The sequence below is a fragment of the Parvibaculum sp. genome (assembly GCF_046297875.1).
Classification (GTDB): Bacteria; Pseudomonadota; Alphaproteobacteria; order Parvibaculales; family Parvibaculaceae; genus Parvibaculum.
On the sequence record NZ_JBKBHD010000001.1, the window covers coordinates 1241825 to 1256965 of the forward strand.

16 protein-coding genes are annotated in these 15141 nt (G+C 62.1%); 3 read left to right on the forward strand and 13 right to left on the reverse strand.

Annotation, left to right across the window (positions count from 1 at the left end; translation table 11 throughout):
• Positions 1-24: 24 nt before the first annotated feature.
• Positions 25-261: an LPS translocon maturation chaperone LptM gene (lptM, locus tag ACK4FH_RS06155; RefSeq protein WP_409811884.1), complete on the reverse strand. Its 237-nt coding sequence runs from the start codon at positions 259-261 to the stop codon at positions 25-27.
• A 17-nt stretch (positions 262-278) separates the two neighbouring features.
• The gene (gene argH, locus ACK4FH_RS06160; protein ID WP_409811886.1) at positions 279-1667 is read right to left on the reverse strand and encodes an argininosuccinate lyase; all 1389 of its coding nucleotides are present in this window, start codon (positions 1665-1667) and stop codon (positions 279-281) included.
• 60 nt (positions 1668-1727) lie between these two features.
• On the opposite strand from argH, the gene ACK4FH_RS06165 reads away from it, so the two are divergent.
• Positions 1728-2348 (forward strand): TlpA family protein disulfide reductase, encoded by a 621-nt coding sequence (locus ACK4FH_RS06165; protein ID WP_409811887.1) that lies wholly within the window; start codon positions 1728-1730, stop codon positions 2346-2348.
• On the opposite strand, the gene ACK4FH_RS06170 is transcribed toward ACK4FH_RS06165, so the two are convergent.
• The 10 genes from ACK4FH_RS06170 to ACK4FH_RS06215 form a co-directional block, all read right to left on the reverse strand.
• Complete coding sequence (locus ACK4FH_RS06170) at positions 2317-3135, reverse strand: class I SAM-dependent methyltransferase (protein ID WP_409811889.1); 819 nt, start codon at positions 3133-3135, stop codon at positions 2317-2319. The genes ACK4FH_RS06165 and ACK4FH_RS06170 overlap by 32 nt on opposite strands.
• Positions 3136-3212: 77 nt before the next feature.
• Positions 3213-3752, reverse strand: a complete 540-nt coding sequence (locus ACK4FH_RS06175) for a PAS domain-containing protein (RefSeq protein ID WP_409811890.1) — start codon at positions 3750-3752, stop codon at positions 3213-3215.
• A 106-nt stretch (positions 3753-3858) separates the two neighbouring features.
• Positions 3859-4734, reverse strand: a complete 876-nt coding sequence (locus ACK4FH_RS06180; RefSeq protein ID WP_409811892.1) for a 3-hydroxybutyryl-CoA dehydrogenase — start codon at positions 4732-4734, stop codon at positions 3859-3861.
• 165 nt (positions 4735-4899) lie between these two features.
• The gene (locus ACK4FH_RS06185) at positions 4900-5841 is read right to left on the reverse strand and encodes an electron transfer flavoprotein subunit alpha/FixB family protein (RefSeq protein ID WP_409811894.1); all 942 of its coding nucleotides are present in this window, start codon (positions 5839-5841) and stop codon (positions 4900-4902) included.
• Positions 5838-6587, reverse strand: a complete 750-nt coding sequence (locus ACK4FH_RS06190) for an electron transfer flavoprotein subunit beta/FixA family protein (RefSeq protein ID WP_409811896.1) — start codon at positions 6585-6587, stop codon at positions 5838-5840. Before ACK4FH_RS06190 ends, ACK4FH_RS06185 begins: the two co-directional genes overlap by 4 nt.
• A 245-nt stretch (positions 6588-6832) precedes the next feature.
• Positions 6833-7423 carry a cob(I)yrinic acid a,c-diamide adenosyltransferase gene (locus tag ACK4FH_RS06195; RefSeq protein ID WP_409811898.1) on the reverse strand — a complete coding sequence of 197 codons (591 nt, stop codon included), beginning with the start codon at positions 7421-7423 and terminating at the stop codon, positions 6833-6835.
• Between the two features lie 9 nt (positions 7424-7432).
• Positions 7433-7954 (reverse strand): cytochrome b, encoded by a 522-nt coding sequence (locus ACK4FH_RS06200; protein ID WP_409811899.1) that lies wholly within the window; start codon positions 7952-7954, stop codon positions 7433-7435.
• 66 nt (positions 7955-8020) lie between these two features.
• The gene (locus ACK4FH_RS06205) at positions 8021-8917 is read right to left on the reverse strand and encodes a haloalkane dehalogenase (protein WP_409811901.1); all 897 of its coding nucleotides are present in this window, start codon (positions 8915-8917) and stop codon (positions 8021-8023) included.
• A gap of 33 nt (positions 8918-8950) precedes the next feature.
• Positions 8951-9142, reverse strand: coding sequence for a twin transmembrane helix small protein (locus ACK4FH_RS06210; RefSeq protein WP_409811903.1), 192 nt, complete (start codon positions 9140-9142; stop codon positions 8951-8953).
• Positions 9143-9146: 4 nt separating this feature from the next.
• On the reverse strand, positions 9147-10847 hold the full coding sequence (locus ACK4FH_RS06215; protein ID WP_409811904.1) for an acyl-CoA dehydrogenase family protein: 1701 nt from the start codon (positions 10845-10847) through the stop codon (positions 9147-9149).
• Between the two features lie 143 nt (positions 10848-10990).
• Between ACK4FH_RS06215 and ACK4FH_RS06220 the strand changes: the two genes are divergently transcribed.
• Positions 10991-12472, forward strand: a complete 1482-nt coding sequence (locus tag ACK4FH_RS06220; RefSeq protein WP_409811906.1) for a TrkH family potassium uptake protein — start codon at positions 10991-10993, stop codon at positions 12470-12472.
• Between the two features lie 64 nt (positions 12473-12536).
• Here ACK4FH_RS06220 and ccrA read toward each other — a convergent pair whose 3' ends face one another.
• Positions 12537-13802 (reverse strand): crotonyl-CoA carboxylase/reductase, encoded by a 1266-nt coding sequence (ccrA, locus tag ACK4FH_RS06225; RefSeq protein WP_409811908.1) that lies wholly within the window; start codon positions 13800-13802, stop codon positions 12537-12539.
• A gap of 228 nt (positions 13803-14030) precedes the next feature.
• On the opposite strand from ccrA, the gene ACK4FH_RS06230 reads away from it, so the two are divergent.
• A complete protein-coding gene (locus ACK4FH_RS06230) occupies positions 14031-15131 on the forward strand; it encodes a ferritin-like domain-containing protein (protein ID WP_409811909.1) in 1101 nt (366 codons plus the stop codon).
• Positions 15132-15141 lie beyond the last annotated feature (10 nt).

Sequence of the window (15141 nt, forward strand, 5' to 3'; positions counted from 1 at the left end):
CGGGCCCCGGCGGGGCGGCGCTCATTAATTGTAGCGGTCGACGCGGCGGCGCGGCGCGATGTCGTCGAATTCACTGCTGATCGGGCGCGCGTCGATCGGCGCGTCATCGCCCAATATTTCCTCGGCGGTCGGCAAGGCCTCGGCTGCCGGAAGGGGCTGGGCGCCGGGCGGTGCTTCGAGGTCGCCCTTGCGGCCACAGGCGGCGAGCGCCACGATGATGGCAAGGCCCAGCAGGGCGGCTTTGGTTCCTCGCATCATCATTCCGCTCTATCCCCCTGTTACCCGGCTTCGCCAAGCTGCGAACGCCAGTGCTTCGCCGCCTCGCGGACATTCGCAGGCGAGGTGCCGCCAAAGCTTGTGCGGCTTGCCACCGAGTTGTCCACCCCCAGCACGGAATATAATTCATCCGTGATGCCGGGTTCCACTTCCTGCATTTCGGCGAGCGTCAGCCCGTCGAGATCCACACCCTTTTTCTCGGCCTTCGCGACCAGCGTTCCCGTCACGTGATGGGCCTGGCGGAAAGGCAGGCCGAGGCGGCGCACCAGCCAGTCGGCAAGGTCGGTGGCAGTCGAGAAGCCGCGTGAGGCGGCAGCCCGCATCGCTGTTTCGTTGACGGTCAGCGACCGCACCATGCCGGTCATCGCGGCCAGCGACAGCGACAGCGCGTCGAGTGCATCGAAGGCTGCCTCTTTGTCTTCCTGCATGTCCTTCGAATAGGCGAGTGGCAGACCCTTCATCACGATCAGAAGCGAGGTCAGCGCGCCGATGACGCGGCCCGATTTTGCGCGTACGAGCTCGGCGGCATCGGGGTTGCGCTTCTGCGGCATGATGGAAGAGCCGGTGGTGAAGCTGTCCGGCAGGCGCACGAAGTCGAAGCCGGGGGTCGACCAGATGACGATTTCTTCCGCCAGCCGCGAGAGATGCGTCGCCGCAATCGCGGCCGCCGACAGGGTTTCAAGTACAAAGTCACGATCCGACACTGCATCGAGCGAGTTCCGCGTCGGCGCGTCGAAACCGAGCGCCTTCGCCGTCATGTGCCGGTCGATCGGAAAGGAAGTGCCGGCAAGTGCGGCGCTGCCGAGCGGACATTCATTGAGGCGCTTCCTCGCATCGGCAAGCCGCCCCCGGTCTCGCGCCGCCATTTCGACATAGGCAAGGCAGTGATGGCCAAAGGTCACGGGCTGTGCAGTCTGGAGATGCGTGAAGCCCGGCATGATGGTGGCCGCGTGCTCTTCCGCGCGCCCGACGAGCGCAAGCTGAAAGTCGCGCAGCTGCCGGTCCAGATGGTCCAGCGTGTCGCGGATATAGAGCTTGAAGTCGGTCGCAACCTGGTCGTTGCGCGAGCGTGCGGTGTGCAAGCGGCCTGCTGCGGCGCCGATCAGATCGGCCAGCCGCGCTTCCACATTCATGTGGATATCTTCGAGGTCGCGGCGAAATTCGAATTTTCCGCCTTCGATCTCGGCCAGCACCGCGTCGAGACCTGCGACGATTTTATCGGCATCTTCCCTTGAGATAATTCCCTTTTCGGCCAACATGCGGCAATGCGCCTTCGAGCCCGCAATGTCCTGGGCGAAGAAGCGCTGGTCGAAGCCGATGGAGGCGTTGATTTCCTCCATGATCCGGTCGGGGCCTTCGCCGAAGCGGCCGCCCCACATCTTGTTGCTCATTGCTGTTCTCCGGGGCGGCTGCCGTTTCGCCCCATTCGGACGCCGATTAGAGAGTAAGGAATGCCCCAGACAAGCCCGAAATTGCTCGCCATGCTCGCCGGAGCAGCCCTTCTGATCGCCGGGGGGGTATATCTGATCGGACAGGGGGGCGGCAACCCGCAGGACCGGCAGGCTGTTTCCGCGCTCGATGCGGCGGCGGTGGGCGAAGTGGCCAATTTCGTGCCCAAACCCGCTCCTGCGGCGATGCCCGAAGTGTCTTTCCGCGATGCGGAGGGACAGGAGACGAGCCTTGCCGATTTCCGGGGAAAGCTCGTTCTTTTGAACCTCTGGGCCACCTGGTGTGCGCCTTGCCGGGAAGAAATGCCCGAACTCGACCGGCTGCAGGCGGAGCTTGGGGGCGCCCATTTCGAGGTGCTGGCGCTCAGCGTCGATTCGACCGGGCCCGAGGTACCGGCGGCTTTTCTGGATCAGGTGGGAGCTGAAAATCTGGCGCTCTATCACGACCCTTCCGCCCGGGCGAACTTCACGCTTGCCGCCTTCGGGCTTCCGACCACCATCCTGATTTCGCCGGAGGGGCTCGAAATCGGCCGCATGGCGGGGCCGGCCAATTGGGCGAGCGAGGATGCGAAAGCGCTTGTCCGCGAGGCGCTCAGCCTTTACGGGCTTTCACCGAATAGCTGAGGGGCAGGCGGGGCGCTTCGTCCGGCATCCTGAAATAGGGGCCAACCTGTACAAGACAGGGCAGGCCTTGCCAGACGAGCCTGTCATGCTCGTGCAGGAACTCGATCTGGAGTCCCGCTCCGGCGAGTGCTGTCACCACCTCACCCAGCGTGTGCTGCCACTCATGAGTGCGGAAGTGGGTGAGCGAGACTGCCGGCTCGGCGTAGTCGCGTGCATTGTCCCATTGCTGCGGCCCTTCGAGGAAATAGGGGCGGATGGCGCGAAGATTTTTGGCGACCGTCTCACCCTCGTCGTCGAAGACCCAGAGCATCGGATGGCCTTCCGCCAGATAGAAGTAGCCGCCGGGGGCAAGGCATTGGGCAATGTTGTGCGCCCAGACGCCGAGATCAGGCAGCCACATCAATACACCCCAGCTCGAAAAGACGATGTCGTAGCCGGTTCCCGCCTTTTGATGGGCCTCATCGACACGTGCACATATGAAGCGAGCCTCGAGATTCGCCTCGGCGGCCAAGCTTTCCGCCGCCGCGATTGCCCTGGGCGAGAAATCGAGGCCGGTCGCCTCGGCGCCCAGCCTGGCGAGAGAGAGCGTATCGAGGCCGAAATGGCATTGAAGGTGGAGAAGGTGCTTTCCGCGCAGATCGCCTATCTCGTCAAGGATCAGCGGGTCGAGGCTCGTTTCACCGGCGAGAAATTCCTTCACGCGGTAGAAATCCGAGCCGATGTGAATGTCGACCTGTTCTTCCCAGCGAGCGAGATTGGCGGCAAGCGGATCGGTATGGCCGGTCATGGCGGAGGCTCCTGCTCAGGCGCCCCGCGCGTTCTCGCGAAGCCGGACAGAATAGGCTTCCGCGGCCTGGCGTCAAATCAGGCGGGATCGGCCCTTGTCACAAACATGCCGCCCAATGTCTGGGCGGGTTCTGTGCCGCCCGCCGTCAGCGGCACGGAGACGCAATGGCCGATGAGATAAAGCCGGCCCGAGGCGGCAAATGGCACTTTCAGGAAGACGGGCTTGCGGCCGAAAAAGGCTTTCTGCGTGACGAAGAGCCAGCGCCGCTGAACGGCTTCCGGGTTATCGCTCGAGAAGGCGCCGCCCTCTTCGGCAAATTCGGAGAGGAGCTTACCGGTCCGTTCCTCGCCGAGCAGTTCGACGAGCTTCGTGCCGAACAGCCGGACGCGGAAGTCCTCGCCGCCATTCACGGCCTCGGCAATGATCATGTTGGGCAGGAGGCGGGCGATCTCGGATGGATTGATGTCGGCACGGTCCGGCATTTCCCGGTCGCCGCGAATGCGTTCGAGATAGGCGTGCAGCTCGATCACCGAGGGGTGTTCGGGCACCTCGATGATCTGCGGTTCTTCGGTGATCCTTTTCGCGCGCTCGCCGGTCGCGAAACTGCCAGCCGTCATTCCTCCACCCCTCAAGCGTTCTTGCGCCGCTGTCGCGCAACTGTCGCATGGAGGAAGTTAATAAAAACGACCGGAAAATCGTTTCTGATGCGGAATTGACGCCGCGTTACCGGGTCGGAACGGGCTTGTCGCCCCGGTAATCGTAAAAGCCGCGCTGTGTCTTGCGGCCAAGCCAGCCCGCCTCGACATATTTCACGAGAAGCGGGCAGGGCCGGTATTTCGAGTCCGCCAGCCCGTCATACAGCACCTGCATGATGGAGAGGCAGGTATCGAGGCCGATAAAGTCGGCAAGCTGCAGCGGCCCCATCGGGTGGTTCGCGCCGAGTTTCATGGCCTTGTCGATGCTCTCGACAGACCCCACGCCTTCGTAAAGCGTGTAGACCGCCTCGTTGATCATCGGCAGCAGGATGCGGTTCACGATGAAGGCCGGATAGTCCTCGGCATGGGCGATCTTCTTGCCGAGCGAATCCGCGAAATCGCGCATGGCCTCGAAGGTGTCGTCGTCGGTGGCAATGCCGCGCACCAGTTCCACGAGTTCCATCACCGGCACGGGGTTCATGAAGTGAACGCCCATGAACCGCTCCGGCCGGTCGGTCGAGGCGGCAAGACGGGTGATCGAGATTGAGGAGGTGTTGGTCGCCAGCAGCGCGTCCTCGCGCAGATGCGGGCAGAGTTCGGCGAAGATCTTTCGCTTCACATCCTCATTCTCGGTCGCGGATTCGATCACGAGATCCGCGTCCTCGAAAGTTTCCATGGTGTCGGCGGCAGACAGGCGGTCTAGCGCTGCGTCGCGTTGCTCCACCGTGATGCGGCCGCTTGCGACCTGGCGGGCCATGTTGCCATCGATGGTGGCGAGGCCCGCCTGAATCCGGTCGGGAGAGATGTCGTGAAGCGCGACCTCATAGCCTGCGAGCGCGCAGACATGCGCGATCCCGTTACCCATCTGTCCGGCGCCGATGACGCCTACCTTGCGAAACTTCATTACTCGAAACCCGTGACTTGCCGGTGCGCGCCGAGGCTGGGCCTCGATCCGGGCATATGCCTGAAAATCCGCCCAAGAATGGCGCGGAAGGCGTTCAGCGTAAAGAAAAAGCGCTGCCGGGAGGCCCGGCAGCGCTTCGATTTTAGCCCTTTGTGGCGGCTTCGATCAGAGACCGGCCTTGCCGAGCTCTTCTTCGAGTTCCGGTACGGCCTTGAAGAGGTCCGCCACGAGGCCGTAATCGGCAACCTGGAAGATCGGCGCCTCTTCGTCCTTGTTGATGGCGACGATGACCTTGGAGTCCTTCATGCCCGCGAGATGCTGGATCGCGCCGGAGATGCCGACTGCGATGTAGAGCTCGGGCGCGACGACCTTGCCGGTCTGGCCGACCTGGTAGTCGTTCGGCACGAAGCCCGCATCGACCGCGGCGCGCGAGGCACCGACGGCGGCGCCGAGCTTGTCGGCGATCTTTTCGAGCATGGCGAAATTCTCGCCATTCTGCATGCCGCGGCCGCCAGAGATGATGACCTTGGCAGATGTCAGTTCCGGACGGTCCGACTTCGTGAGTTCCTCGCTCACGAATTCCGACAGGCCGGGGTTTTCGGCGGCGCCGATCTTCTCGATCGGGGCCGAACCGCCCTGGGCCGCCGCCGGAAAGGCGGTGGTGCGCACGGTGATGACCTTCTTCGCATCGGTCGACTTCACGGTCTGGATCGCGTTGCCGGCATAGATCGGCCGCTCGAACGTGTCCGGACCCTGAACGGCGGTAATTTCCGATATCTGCGCGACATCGAGAAGGGCGGCCACGCGCGGCATGAAGTTCTTGCCGACAGTGGTTGCGGCGGTGACGATCGCCTCATAGCTGCCCGCAAGGCTCACGACGAGCGCGGCAAGCGGTTCGGCGACGGGATGCGCGTAAAGCGCGTCGTCGGCGACGATCACCTTCTTCACGCCGTCGAGCTTTGCGGCGGCTTCGGCCACTGCGTCGCAGCCCTGGCCGATGACGAGCACGACAACGTCGCCACCAAGCTTAGCTGCAGCGGTGACGGTCTTCGCGGTCGCGTCGTTCAGCGCCTTGTTGTTGTGGTCTGCAATAACAAGCGTCGTCATCCGATCACTCCCGCTTCCTTGAGCTTCGATACGAGTTCGGCAGCCGTTTCAACCTTCACACCGGCGGAACGCTGCGGCGGCTCGCTTACCTTCACGACTTCGAGATGGGTCTTCACCTCGACGCCGAAATCGCCCGGCGTCTTTTCGTCGATCGGCTTCTTCTTCGCCTTCATGATGTTCGGCAACGAGGCGTAGCGCGGCTCGTTGAGGCGAAGGTCGGTGGTGATCACCGCCGGCATCTTGAGCTTCAGCGTCTGCAGGCCGCCATCGACTTCGCGTGTCAGGTTCAGCGTGCCGCCGTCGACCTCGACCTTGGAGGCGAAGGTGCCCTGCGCCCAGCCGAGCAGCGCGGAAAGCATCTGGCCCGTCTGATTGCAGTCGTCGTCGATCGCCTGCTTGCCGAGAATGATGAGGTCCGGCTTCTCGGCGTCGGCAATACCCTTGAGGATCTTGGCGACGTTGATCGGCTCGACCGTGTCGTCCGTCTTCACCAGGATGCCGCGGTCGGCGCCCATGGCAAGCGCGGTGCGGATGGTTTCGGTGGCTTGCTGCACGCCGATCGAGACGGCGATGACTTCCGTCGCCTTGCCCGCTTCCTTGAGGCGCACCGCTTCTTCAACGGCGATCTCGTCGAACGGGTTCATCGACATTTTCACATTGGCGAGATCGACGCCGCTGCCATCCGATTTCACGCGGATTTTCACGTTGTAGTCGACCACTCGCTTGATCGGTACGAGGACTTTCATCGAGGCGGACTCCCTGCGCGTTGCCTTGGCGGCGAGAACTCTGGGGGCGGACCCCCGGGGCCTCTCGGAAACCTTGGCGCCGGTCTTGGTGTAGATCTGGGCGGCGGCTCACTGCCTTGAAAACGGCTGTTTTCTGAGGAAAACGAGGCCAAACCCGCCCGCTGCCACATAGCTGCTGTTGCGGTGCGGGAACCTAGTGGCAGACCCCCTCCCTGTCAACGAATGGGATTCGGGCGATTTGACGCTCAGCGCGTCGCGCCGGGCACCCATTTGACGTCGCCGGGGCCTTTTCCATCCTCACCGAGATTGGCATGGCGGGCCGCGACGAACAGGAAATCCGAGAGGCGGTTCAGATAACACAAGCCAGCCTCGTTCACCATCTCATGGGGGCTTTCCATCAGCGCCGTCACGAGCCTTTCCGCCCGGCGGCAAGTGGTGCGGGCAAGATGGAGGTGGGCGGCGGCCGGGCTGCCGCCCGGCAGGATGAAGGAATTGAGCGGCAGGAGCGCCTCGTTCATCTCGTCGATTTCCGCCTCGAGGCGGGTCACCTGGCTGTCCAGAATCCGCAAGGGTTCGTAACCGAGTTCCTCGTCCTTCGCAGGCGTTGCCAGATCGGCGCCGAGATCGAAAAGCTCGTTCTGGATGCGCGAGAGCATGGCATCGAGCTTTGGCAGGGTGGCGGTGTGAAGGCGCGCCATGCCGATCACGGAATTAGTCTCGTCCACCGTGCCATAGCATGCGATGCGGAGCGCATGTTTCGGCACGCGCTCGCCCGTTGCAAGGGCTGTCGTGCCCTTGTCGCCGCTCCTTGTGTAGATCTTGTTGAGCGTGACCATCTTGTCCGGTCAGGGTTTGGCAAAGGGCAACATGCGCTTCAGCACATTGTCCTTGAGAATGAAGTGATGATAGAGCGCCGCCAGAATATGCACGGCCACGAGAGCCGTCAGGATCCAGGCGTTGATGCCATGTAATGTGTGGCCGATCTCGTTGATCGTGTCGTTCTGTGCGATCTTCAGGGGAATGACATGGAAGGCGACCGGGTCGCGCTTCGATGTCGTCACCATCATCAGGCCGAAGATGGGCTGCAGCGTCACGCTTGCATAAAGGCTGTGATGAACAGCCTTGGCCGCAATTTCCTGCCAGCGCGGCATGGCGGGATAGGCAGGCCGGGGCGAACGGCCCTTCGTCGCGAGCCAGATTACCATGAGCGTGAGGACGATGAGGCCGAAGCCAAAATGCATCGTCGCCGTTTCGCGGCTGATATTGAAGCCGCCATAGATCATGAGAAGGACAAGCACGGCAATCGCCCAATGCAGGCTTTTCATCGACGTGCTGAAGCTCGAATTGAGCGAGGCAGTGTCTTTCATGGCTCGGGCTCCCCTGGCTCGAAGTGGTCAGCGAGAATCGCCCGTTCCGCGCCGCGGATCAAGCGTTCATGGTTTCTTCCAGCCCTTGCGCCATGCTGCGATCGCCTCGCCGATCTCATGCGGGCTGTCTTCCTGCAGGAAATGGCTTCCCTTCACGGTCACTTCGGTCTGATTTTTCCAGCTCCGGCAGAATTCTCGCTGTGCGCCGATGAGGATCGCGCCCGGCTTGGCATTCACAAAGAGTTTTGGCAACTCGTTATGCGCCATCCATTGCGCGTAGTCGCCGACAAGTTCGACGACGTCCGCCGGTTCGCCGCCCAGGGGTATCTGGCGAGGCCATGAAAGCGTCGGGCGGCGGCTCTCGCCTTCCTCCACGAAGGGGCGGCGATAGACAGACATTTCCGCATCGGTGAGTTTCCTCAGGATTGAGCCCGGCAGAACAGCCTCGATGAAGAGGTTCTTCTTCAGGATCATCTCCTCGCCTGCATCCGAGCGGAAACCTTCGAAGATGCGGCGCGCATCCTGGTTCCATTCGTCCCATTCGAGCGGGCGCACGATGCCTTCCATATAGGCGATGCCTTCGACCGCGCCGCGATGCCGGTTCGCCCAGTCGAAGCCGAGCGCCGAGCCCCAGTCGTGAATGACGAGCGTTACATTCCGTTCGATGCCGAGCGCTTCCAGAAAGGCATCGAGGAAGCGGCGATGCTCGCGGAAGGTGTAACGTTCGGGGCCGGAGGGTTCGAGCTTTTCGCTGTCGCCCATGCCGATGAGATCGGGCGCGATGCAGCGGCCCTGACCTGCCAGATGCGGCATGATATTGCGCCAGAGATAGGATGACGTCGGATTGCCGTGAAGGAAGACGATCGGATCGCCTTCGCCCATTTCGCAATAGGCCATGTGACGGCCCGAAATGGTGAGCCGTTTCTTCGGCAGTTCAGCCGCCGAGATTTCCCTGCCAGACATGGGCGCCGCCTCCTCTCGTCAGATCGGGGCCGCTCAGCGCGATGCGAAATAAAGCCCCGTCATGATGATCACCAGCGCGAGGAACTGCAGCCCCACGCGCCAGCGCATCAGGGTTTGCGAACGGTTCGCCGATCCGCCGCGCATCATGTTCAAAAGGCCCAGTATCAACACGATCAGCACGGCGATCAGTGCGATGGGGCTCAGCCAGGCGAATAGTTCCGTCATGATATCAGTTACCGCCTTCGAGCAGGCGGCGGGCGATGACCTGCGCCTGAATTTCCGCCGCGCCTTCGAAAATATTGAGAATGCGCGCATCGCAAAGCACGCGGCTCACCGGATATTCGAGCGCGAAGCCGTTGCCGCCATGAATCTGCAGCGCATTGTCCGCTGCCGCCCAGGCAACGCGCGCGGCGAGCAGTTTTGCCATGCCGGCCTCGAGGTCGCAACGTCTGCCGCCGTCCTTCTCGCGCGCGGCGAAATAGGTGAGCTGACGCGCCACCATGATCTCGGCCGCCATCATGACGAGTTTTCCGAAAACGCGGGGGAAGCTGAAGATCGGTTTGCCGAACTGGATACGCTCCTGCGCATAGCGAAGGCCGAGCTCGAGCGCGGATTGCGCCACGCCGACGGCGCGGGCGGCTGTCTGGATGCGCGCGCTTTCGAAGGTCTGCATGAGCTGCTTGAAGCCCTGACCCTCCTCGCCGCCGAGCAGGTTTTCTGCCTTCACCTCGAAATTGTCGAAGCCGATCTCGAATTCCTTCATACCGCGATAGCCGAGCACCTCGATCTCGCCACCCGTTATGCCGTCCGCCGGGAAGGGATTGGCATCGTCGCCGCGCGGCTTTTCCGCCAGCAGCATGGAAAGGCCCTTGTAGCCGGGCTCGTCATTGGTGCGGCAGAGAAGCGTCATTACATCGGCGCGGGCGGCATGGGTGATCCAGGTCTTGTTGCCTGTCACCTTGTAAACGTCGCCCTCGCGGCGGCCGCGCGTCTTGAGGCTCGCAAGATCGGAGCCCGTGTTCGGCTCGGTGAAGACGGCAGTCGGCAGCACTTCGCCGCTGGCGATCTTCGGCAGCCACTTGTCCTTCTGTTCCTTCGTGCCGCCACCGAGAATGAGTTCGGCCGCGATTTCCGATCGTGTGCCGAGCGAGCCGACACCGATATAGCCGCGGCTCAATTCCTCGGAGACGACGCACATGGATTCCTTGCCGAGACCGAGGCCGCCGAATTCTTCGGGGATCGTCAGGCCGAAGACGCCAAGTTCGGCCATCTGCTTCACCACCGGCATCGGAATATAGTCGTCCTTCAGATGCCACTCATGGGCATGAGGCATGACTTTCGCATCGGCGAATTTGCGCATCTGGTCGCGGATCGCGTCATAGGTTTCCTCAAGGCCGGTGTCGCCGAAAGTGGCGGCGCCGGTATTGGCGGCAATGAGTTCGGCGAGCCTTGCGCGCACATCTGCCGTGTTGCCTTTGGCGGCGAGTTTCTTCACGGCATCCGTCTCGAAGGCGGCGATGTCGGCATCGGTCAGACCGAGATCGCGCTGGCGCACGGTCTCGCCCTGGCTCATCGGTATCCCGCCCGACATCTGGCTCAGATATTCGCCGAAAGCGGCCTGAACGATCAGCGCCTCGAACTCGCCGAACCGCTTTTCTTCCGTCATGCGATGGGCATAGGCCGAAAGCTGGCGCAGCGCTTCGACATAGGTGGCGGCCCAGGCGAGGCCATGCGCGGCGAATTGTTCCTGTTCGATCAGCGCGGCCGACACCTTGCCATCCTTGGAGACTTTCGCAAAAACGCCCGCTTTCGCCCTGGCCAGCAATGCGTTTGCGGCATCCACGGCCTTTGCCGTCAGCGGCAGCAAATCCGGCAAGAGGGTATCGGCGGGTGTCGCGGCGGTTCGTGCGGTTGCGGGCGCATGGCTCATGGATCGGACTCGCTTCTCGGGACTGGCAGGGAAGATGGCTTTTGCTCAGGGAATGGCAAGCCCCTCATAATGCCTATATATCTCGAACCCCCGGCTCCGGCCAGCGGGCAGGGGCGATTCGCAAGATGGTGACGGGGGCATTCATGGACGGAACCGGCGTAAAGGCCAAGGAGGCCGCCGACAGCACCAAGGTCGTGGGGCTGGTGATCGGCGCGCTGCTTGTGGCGCTCGCCGTTCTCATGGCCGTGCCCGTGCTGGCCGAGGTGGTCGCCCAGAGTGGCGACTGGGAGGCCTTTCTCTTTTCCTCCGTCATTACCGGCTTTGTCGGCGGCGCGCTGATGCTTGCCAACCAGACCGACAATCGCGACCTCACGCACCGGGCGACATTTCTGGTGACCTCGCTCGGCTGGCTGTCCGTCGCCGCTTTCTCAGGACTTCCTTTCGTCTTTTCGCAAGTAGACATGAACTATACCGACGCCTTTTTCGAGGCGATGTCGGGTGTCACGACGACCGGCGCAACCGTGATGACCGGGCTCGACCGGGTGCCGCCCGGCCTGCTGTTGTGGCGTTCGCTGCTTCAGTGGATCGGCGGCATCGGCATCATCGTGACGGCGGTGGCGATTCTGCCTTTCCTGCGCGTCGGCGGCATGCAGCTTTTCCGCACGGAAAGCACGGACAAGACCGAAAAGGTGCTGCCGCGGCCGGGGCAGATCGCGGTTGCGATCGGCGAAGTCTATCTGCTGCTGACCCTGCTCTGCGCGCTTGCCTATATCGTCGGTGGCATGACGCCCTTCGACGCGATGAACCACGCCATGACGACTGTGGCGACCGCAGGTTTTTCCACGCATGACGCTTCGTTCGGCTATTTCGACAATCCCTTCATTCACTGGACTGCTGTAATCTTCATGATTTCTGGCGCAGTCCCGCTCGCACTCTATGTGCAAACGCTGCGCGGTGTCGGCGAGACGCTCTGGGACGATCCGCAGGTGCGCGGTTTCATTTCGCTGCTCGTGGGCGTTTCCATCGTCATGGCTCTCTGGCTTGCGGCACGCGGCGACTACGGTTTCTTCGAGGCGCTGACGCTCACGGCTTTCAACGTGACCTCCATCGTCACGACGACGGGCTTTGCGAGCACCGACTACACGCTCTGGGGGCCGTTTGCGATCATGGCCTTCTTCATTCTCATGTTCATCGGCGGCTGCACGGGTTCGACGTCGGGCGGCATGAAGATATTTCGCCTGCAGATCCTCGCGATCCTGTTTCGTACGCAGGTGCGCCAGACGCTTTATCCGCATGTGGCACAGACAATTCGCTATGGCGAACGCACGGTGAGCCGCGAAATCGTGTTCTCGGTTGCTTTGTTCGTGTTCGTCTACCTCGCCTCTATGCTTGTCGTTGCGCTGGCGCTTGCTGCATTCGGCCTCGATCTCGTGACCGCGCTTTCCTCCGCCGTGACCGCCATCGCGAATGTCGGCCCCGGCCTTGGCCACCAGGTCGGCCCGGCAGGCAATTTTGCGGGCCTTCCCGACGGTCCGAAGCTCATCATGGCTTTCGCCATGCTGCTCGGCCGGCTCGAGCTCCTCACCGTCCTCGTCATGTTCTCGAAGGATTACTGGGCGCGGTGATCTGCCCCAAAAGAAAAAGGCCGGTATTTTTCCGGCCTTTCGTCTTCAGTATGTTGTGACAGCCTCACGTCGCCTTGTTGCCGGCCTCGATCGCGTCTTCCACGGTGCGCAGGCCAGGCCTCGCGGCGGAGACGAGGACCGCCATGTTGCCGGGCAGGTGTTCGTTCTTCCACATCTTGGTGTGGGCGAGCGGAATGTCGTTCCAGGACATCACTTCCGACATGCAGGGGTCGATGCGCCGCTCGATGACAAGCTGGTTTGCTTCCGACGCCTGCTTCAGATGCGCGAAATGAGATCCCTGAATGCGCTTCTGCCGCATCCAGACGAAACGCGCGTCGAAGGTGAGGTTGAAGCCCGTCGTGCCAGCGCAGAAGACAACCATGCCACCGCGCTTTGCCACCATGCAGGAAACGGGGAAGGTCGACTCGCCGGGGTGTTCGAAAACGATATCGGGGTCGATGCCTTTGCCGGTGATGTCCCAGATCGCCTTGCCGAATTTCCGCGCCTCTTTCATGAAGTCGTTGAACTCGGGAGAATTCACCTTGGGCAATTGGCCCCAGCAGTTGAAATTCTTGCGGTTGATGACGCCTTTCGCGCCCATCGACATGACGAAATCATGCTTGGAATCATCGGAGATGACGCCGATTGCATGGGCGCCCGCCGTTGCGCAGAGCTGCACGGCGAAAGAGCCGAGACCGCCGCTCGCGCCCCAGACAAGAACATTCTGTCCTGGCGAGAGAATATGCGGTGCGTGGCCGAAGAGCATCCGGTATGCGGTGGCGAGCGTCAGCGTGTAGCAGGCGCTTTCTTCCCAGGTCAGATGCTTCGGGCGCGGCATGAGCTGCTGCGACTGCACGCGGCAGAATTGCGCGAAGGAGCCGTCGGGCGTTTCGTAACCCCAGATGCGCTGGGTGGGCGAGAACATCGGGTCGCCGCCGTTGCATTCCTCGTCGTCGCCATCATCCTGGTTGCAATGGATGACGACCTCGTCGCCCACCTTCCACCGCTTCACCTTGGCGCCGACAGCATAGACGATGCCGGACGCGTCCGAACCCGCGATGTGATAGGGCTTGTCGTGAACATCGAAGACGGAGATCGGCGTGCCGAGGCCTGCCCAGACGCCGTTGTAGTTGATGCCGGCCGCCATCACGAGGACGAGCACCTCGTTCGAGTCGATCTCCCATATAGGCAGGACTTCGACCTGCATCGATTGCTGCGGCGGGCCCTGGCGATCGCGTCTGATTGCCCAGGCATACATTTTTTCCGGCACATGGCCGAGCGGGGGAATCTCGCCGATTTCGTAGAGATCCTTCTTTTCCATCTGCGCCATCGGAGATACCTCGCTCGCCTTCCACTTCGCGGCCTTTGACCGCCATTTTTCCAGCCCTTGGCCGTGCTGGGCGGATCATTGGCATTTGACGTTGCGGAAGCAAGAATATTTTGCGGTGCAGCATGACCCGGCTTGTCGCATGCCCCGGTTCCCCCGATTTTGACGTAGCGTAAGGCAAGAGTGCGGAGCTATGCTCCGTACATTGCTCGGCAGGGGAGGACAAGACCGATGCAGAAGATCAAGGACATGTATGCGCTCGCGCTGGACGGCAGCCATTGGTCGGTGCCGCAGAATTTCGATGCGATGTTCAACTGGAATTACGATCCCGAACGCACCGCGATGATGGGTCTCTATCGCAAGGGCGTCGAGATGCAGTGGGATGCGAATACGCGTCTCGACTGGAGCCAGGAGCTCGACGAGGACAATCCCGAACAATTGCCGGACGAAATGCTGCCCATCAACGGTATGGCGCAGTTCGAAAAGATGTCGCGCAAGGAAAAGGCCAAAGTGCGCAAGCATTTCCAGGCCTGGCAGCTCTCGCAATTCATGCAGGGCGAACAGGGTGCGCTGATCTGCACGGCGAAGATCGTCACGCAGGTGCCGGACATGGACTCGAAGTTCTATGCCTCGACACAGGTAATCGACGAGGCGCGGCATGTCGAAAGCTACAAGCGGCTGCTTGAAAAATTCCAGCTCGCCTATCCGATGACGAAGCCGCTGCAGGATCTGATCGAACAGACTTTGCGCGACAGCCGCTGGGACATGACTTATCTCGGGATGCAGGTGGTGATCGAGGGGCTCGCGCTCGCTTCCTTTGCGCAGATCCGCGACAACGCGCAAAATCCGCTTGCGGCCGCGGTGAACGCCTATGTGATGCAGGATGAGAGCCGCCATGTCGCTTTCGGGCGGCTTGCATTGCGCGACTACTATCCGCAACTCAGCGACAAGGAGCGCGACGAGCGCGAGGAGTTCCTGCTCGAGGCGAGCTATCTCATGCGCGATCGCTTCGATGCGGTCGAGGTCTGGAAGAATCTCGGCCTCGATCCCGTCGCTTGCGGCGAGCACATGTATCACTCGGGTTTCATGGCGAAGTTCCGCTCGTCGCTCTTCACGCGCATCCTGCCCATCGTGAAGGATGTCGGTCTCTGGGGTCCCCGCATCCGCAAGGGCTATGAAGAGATGGGCGTGCTTGACTTTGCCGACCAGAATGTCGACGAGCTGCAGCGTCAGGATGAGAGCATCGCGCTCGAATTCGATGCCCGCCGCCGTCACATCGAGAGCATCGCGGCACGCGCAAGCGGCATGGGCGCAAACGCTGCCGCAGAGTAGGCACGAGATC

Bases quoted from the DNA above. Each gene is read 5' to 3' on its own strand.
- lptM (WP_409811884.1), bottom strand. From the start codon at position 261: ATGATGATGCGAGGAACCAAAGCCGCCCTGCTGGGCCTTGCCATCATC.
- argH (WP_409811886.1), bottom strand. From the start codon at position 1,667: ATGAGCAACAAGATGTGGGGCGGCCGCTTCGGCGAAGGCCCCGACCGG.
- ACK4FH_RS06165 (WP_409811887.1), top strand. From the start codon at position 1,728: ATGCCCCAGACAAGCCCGAAATTGCTCGCCATGCTCGCCGGAGCAGCC.
- ACK4FH_RS06170 (WP_409811889.1), bottom strand. From the start codon at position 3,135: ATGACCGGCCATACCGATCCGCTTGCCGCCAATCTCGCTCGCTGGGAA.
- ACK4FH_RS06175 (WP_409811890.1), bottom strand. From the start codon at position 3,752: ATGACGGCTGGCAGTTTCGCGACCGGCGAGCGCGCGAAAAGGATCACC.
- ACK4FH_RS06180 (WP_409811892.1), bottom strand. From the start codon at position 4,734: ATGAAGTTTCGCAAGGTAGGCGTCATCGGCGCCGGACAGATGGGTAAC.
- ACK4FH_RS06185 (WP_409811894.1), bottom strand. From the start codon at position 5,841: ATGACGACGCTTGTTATTGCAGACCACAACAACAAGGCGCTGAACGAC.
- ACK4FH_RS06190 (WP_409811896.1), bottom strand. From the start codon at position 6,587: ATGAAAGTCCTCGTACCGATCAAGCGAGTGGTCGACTACAACGTGAAA.
- ACK4FH_RS06195 (WP_409811898.1), bottom strand. From the start codon at position 7,423: ATGGTCACGCTCAACAAGATCTACACAAGGAGCGGCGACAAGGGCACG.
- ACK4FH_RS06200 (WP_409811899.1), bottom strand. From the start codon at position 7,954: ATGAAAGACACTGCCTCGCTCAATTCGAGCTTCAGCACGTCGATGAAA.
- ACK4FH_RS06205 (WP_409811901.1), bottom strand. From the start codon at position 8,917: ATGTCTGGCAGGGAAATCTCGGCGGCTGAACTGCCGAAGAAACGGCTC.
- ACK4FH_RS06210 (WP_409811903.1), bottom strand. From the start codon at position 9,142: ATGACGGAACTATTCGCCTGGCTGAGCCCCATCGCACTGATCGCCGTG.
- ACK4FH_RS06215 (WP_409811904.1), bottom strand. From the start codon at position 10,847: ATGAGCCATGCGCCCGCAACCGCACGAACCGCCGCGACACCCGCCGAT.
- ACK4FH_RS06220 (WP_409811906.1), top strand. From the start codon at position 10,991: ATGGACGGAACCGGCGTAAAGGCCAAGGAGGCCGCCGACAGCACCAAG.
- ccrA (WP_409811908.1), bottom strand. From the start codon at position 13,802: ATGGCGCAGATGGAAAAGAAGGATCTCTACGAAATCGGCGAGATTCCC.
- ACK4FH_RS06230 (WP_409811909.1), top strand. From the start codon at position 14,031: ATGCAGAAGATCAAGGACATGTATGCGCTCGCGCTGGACGGCAGCCAT.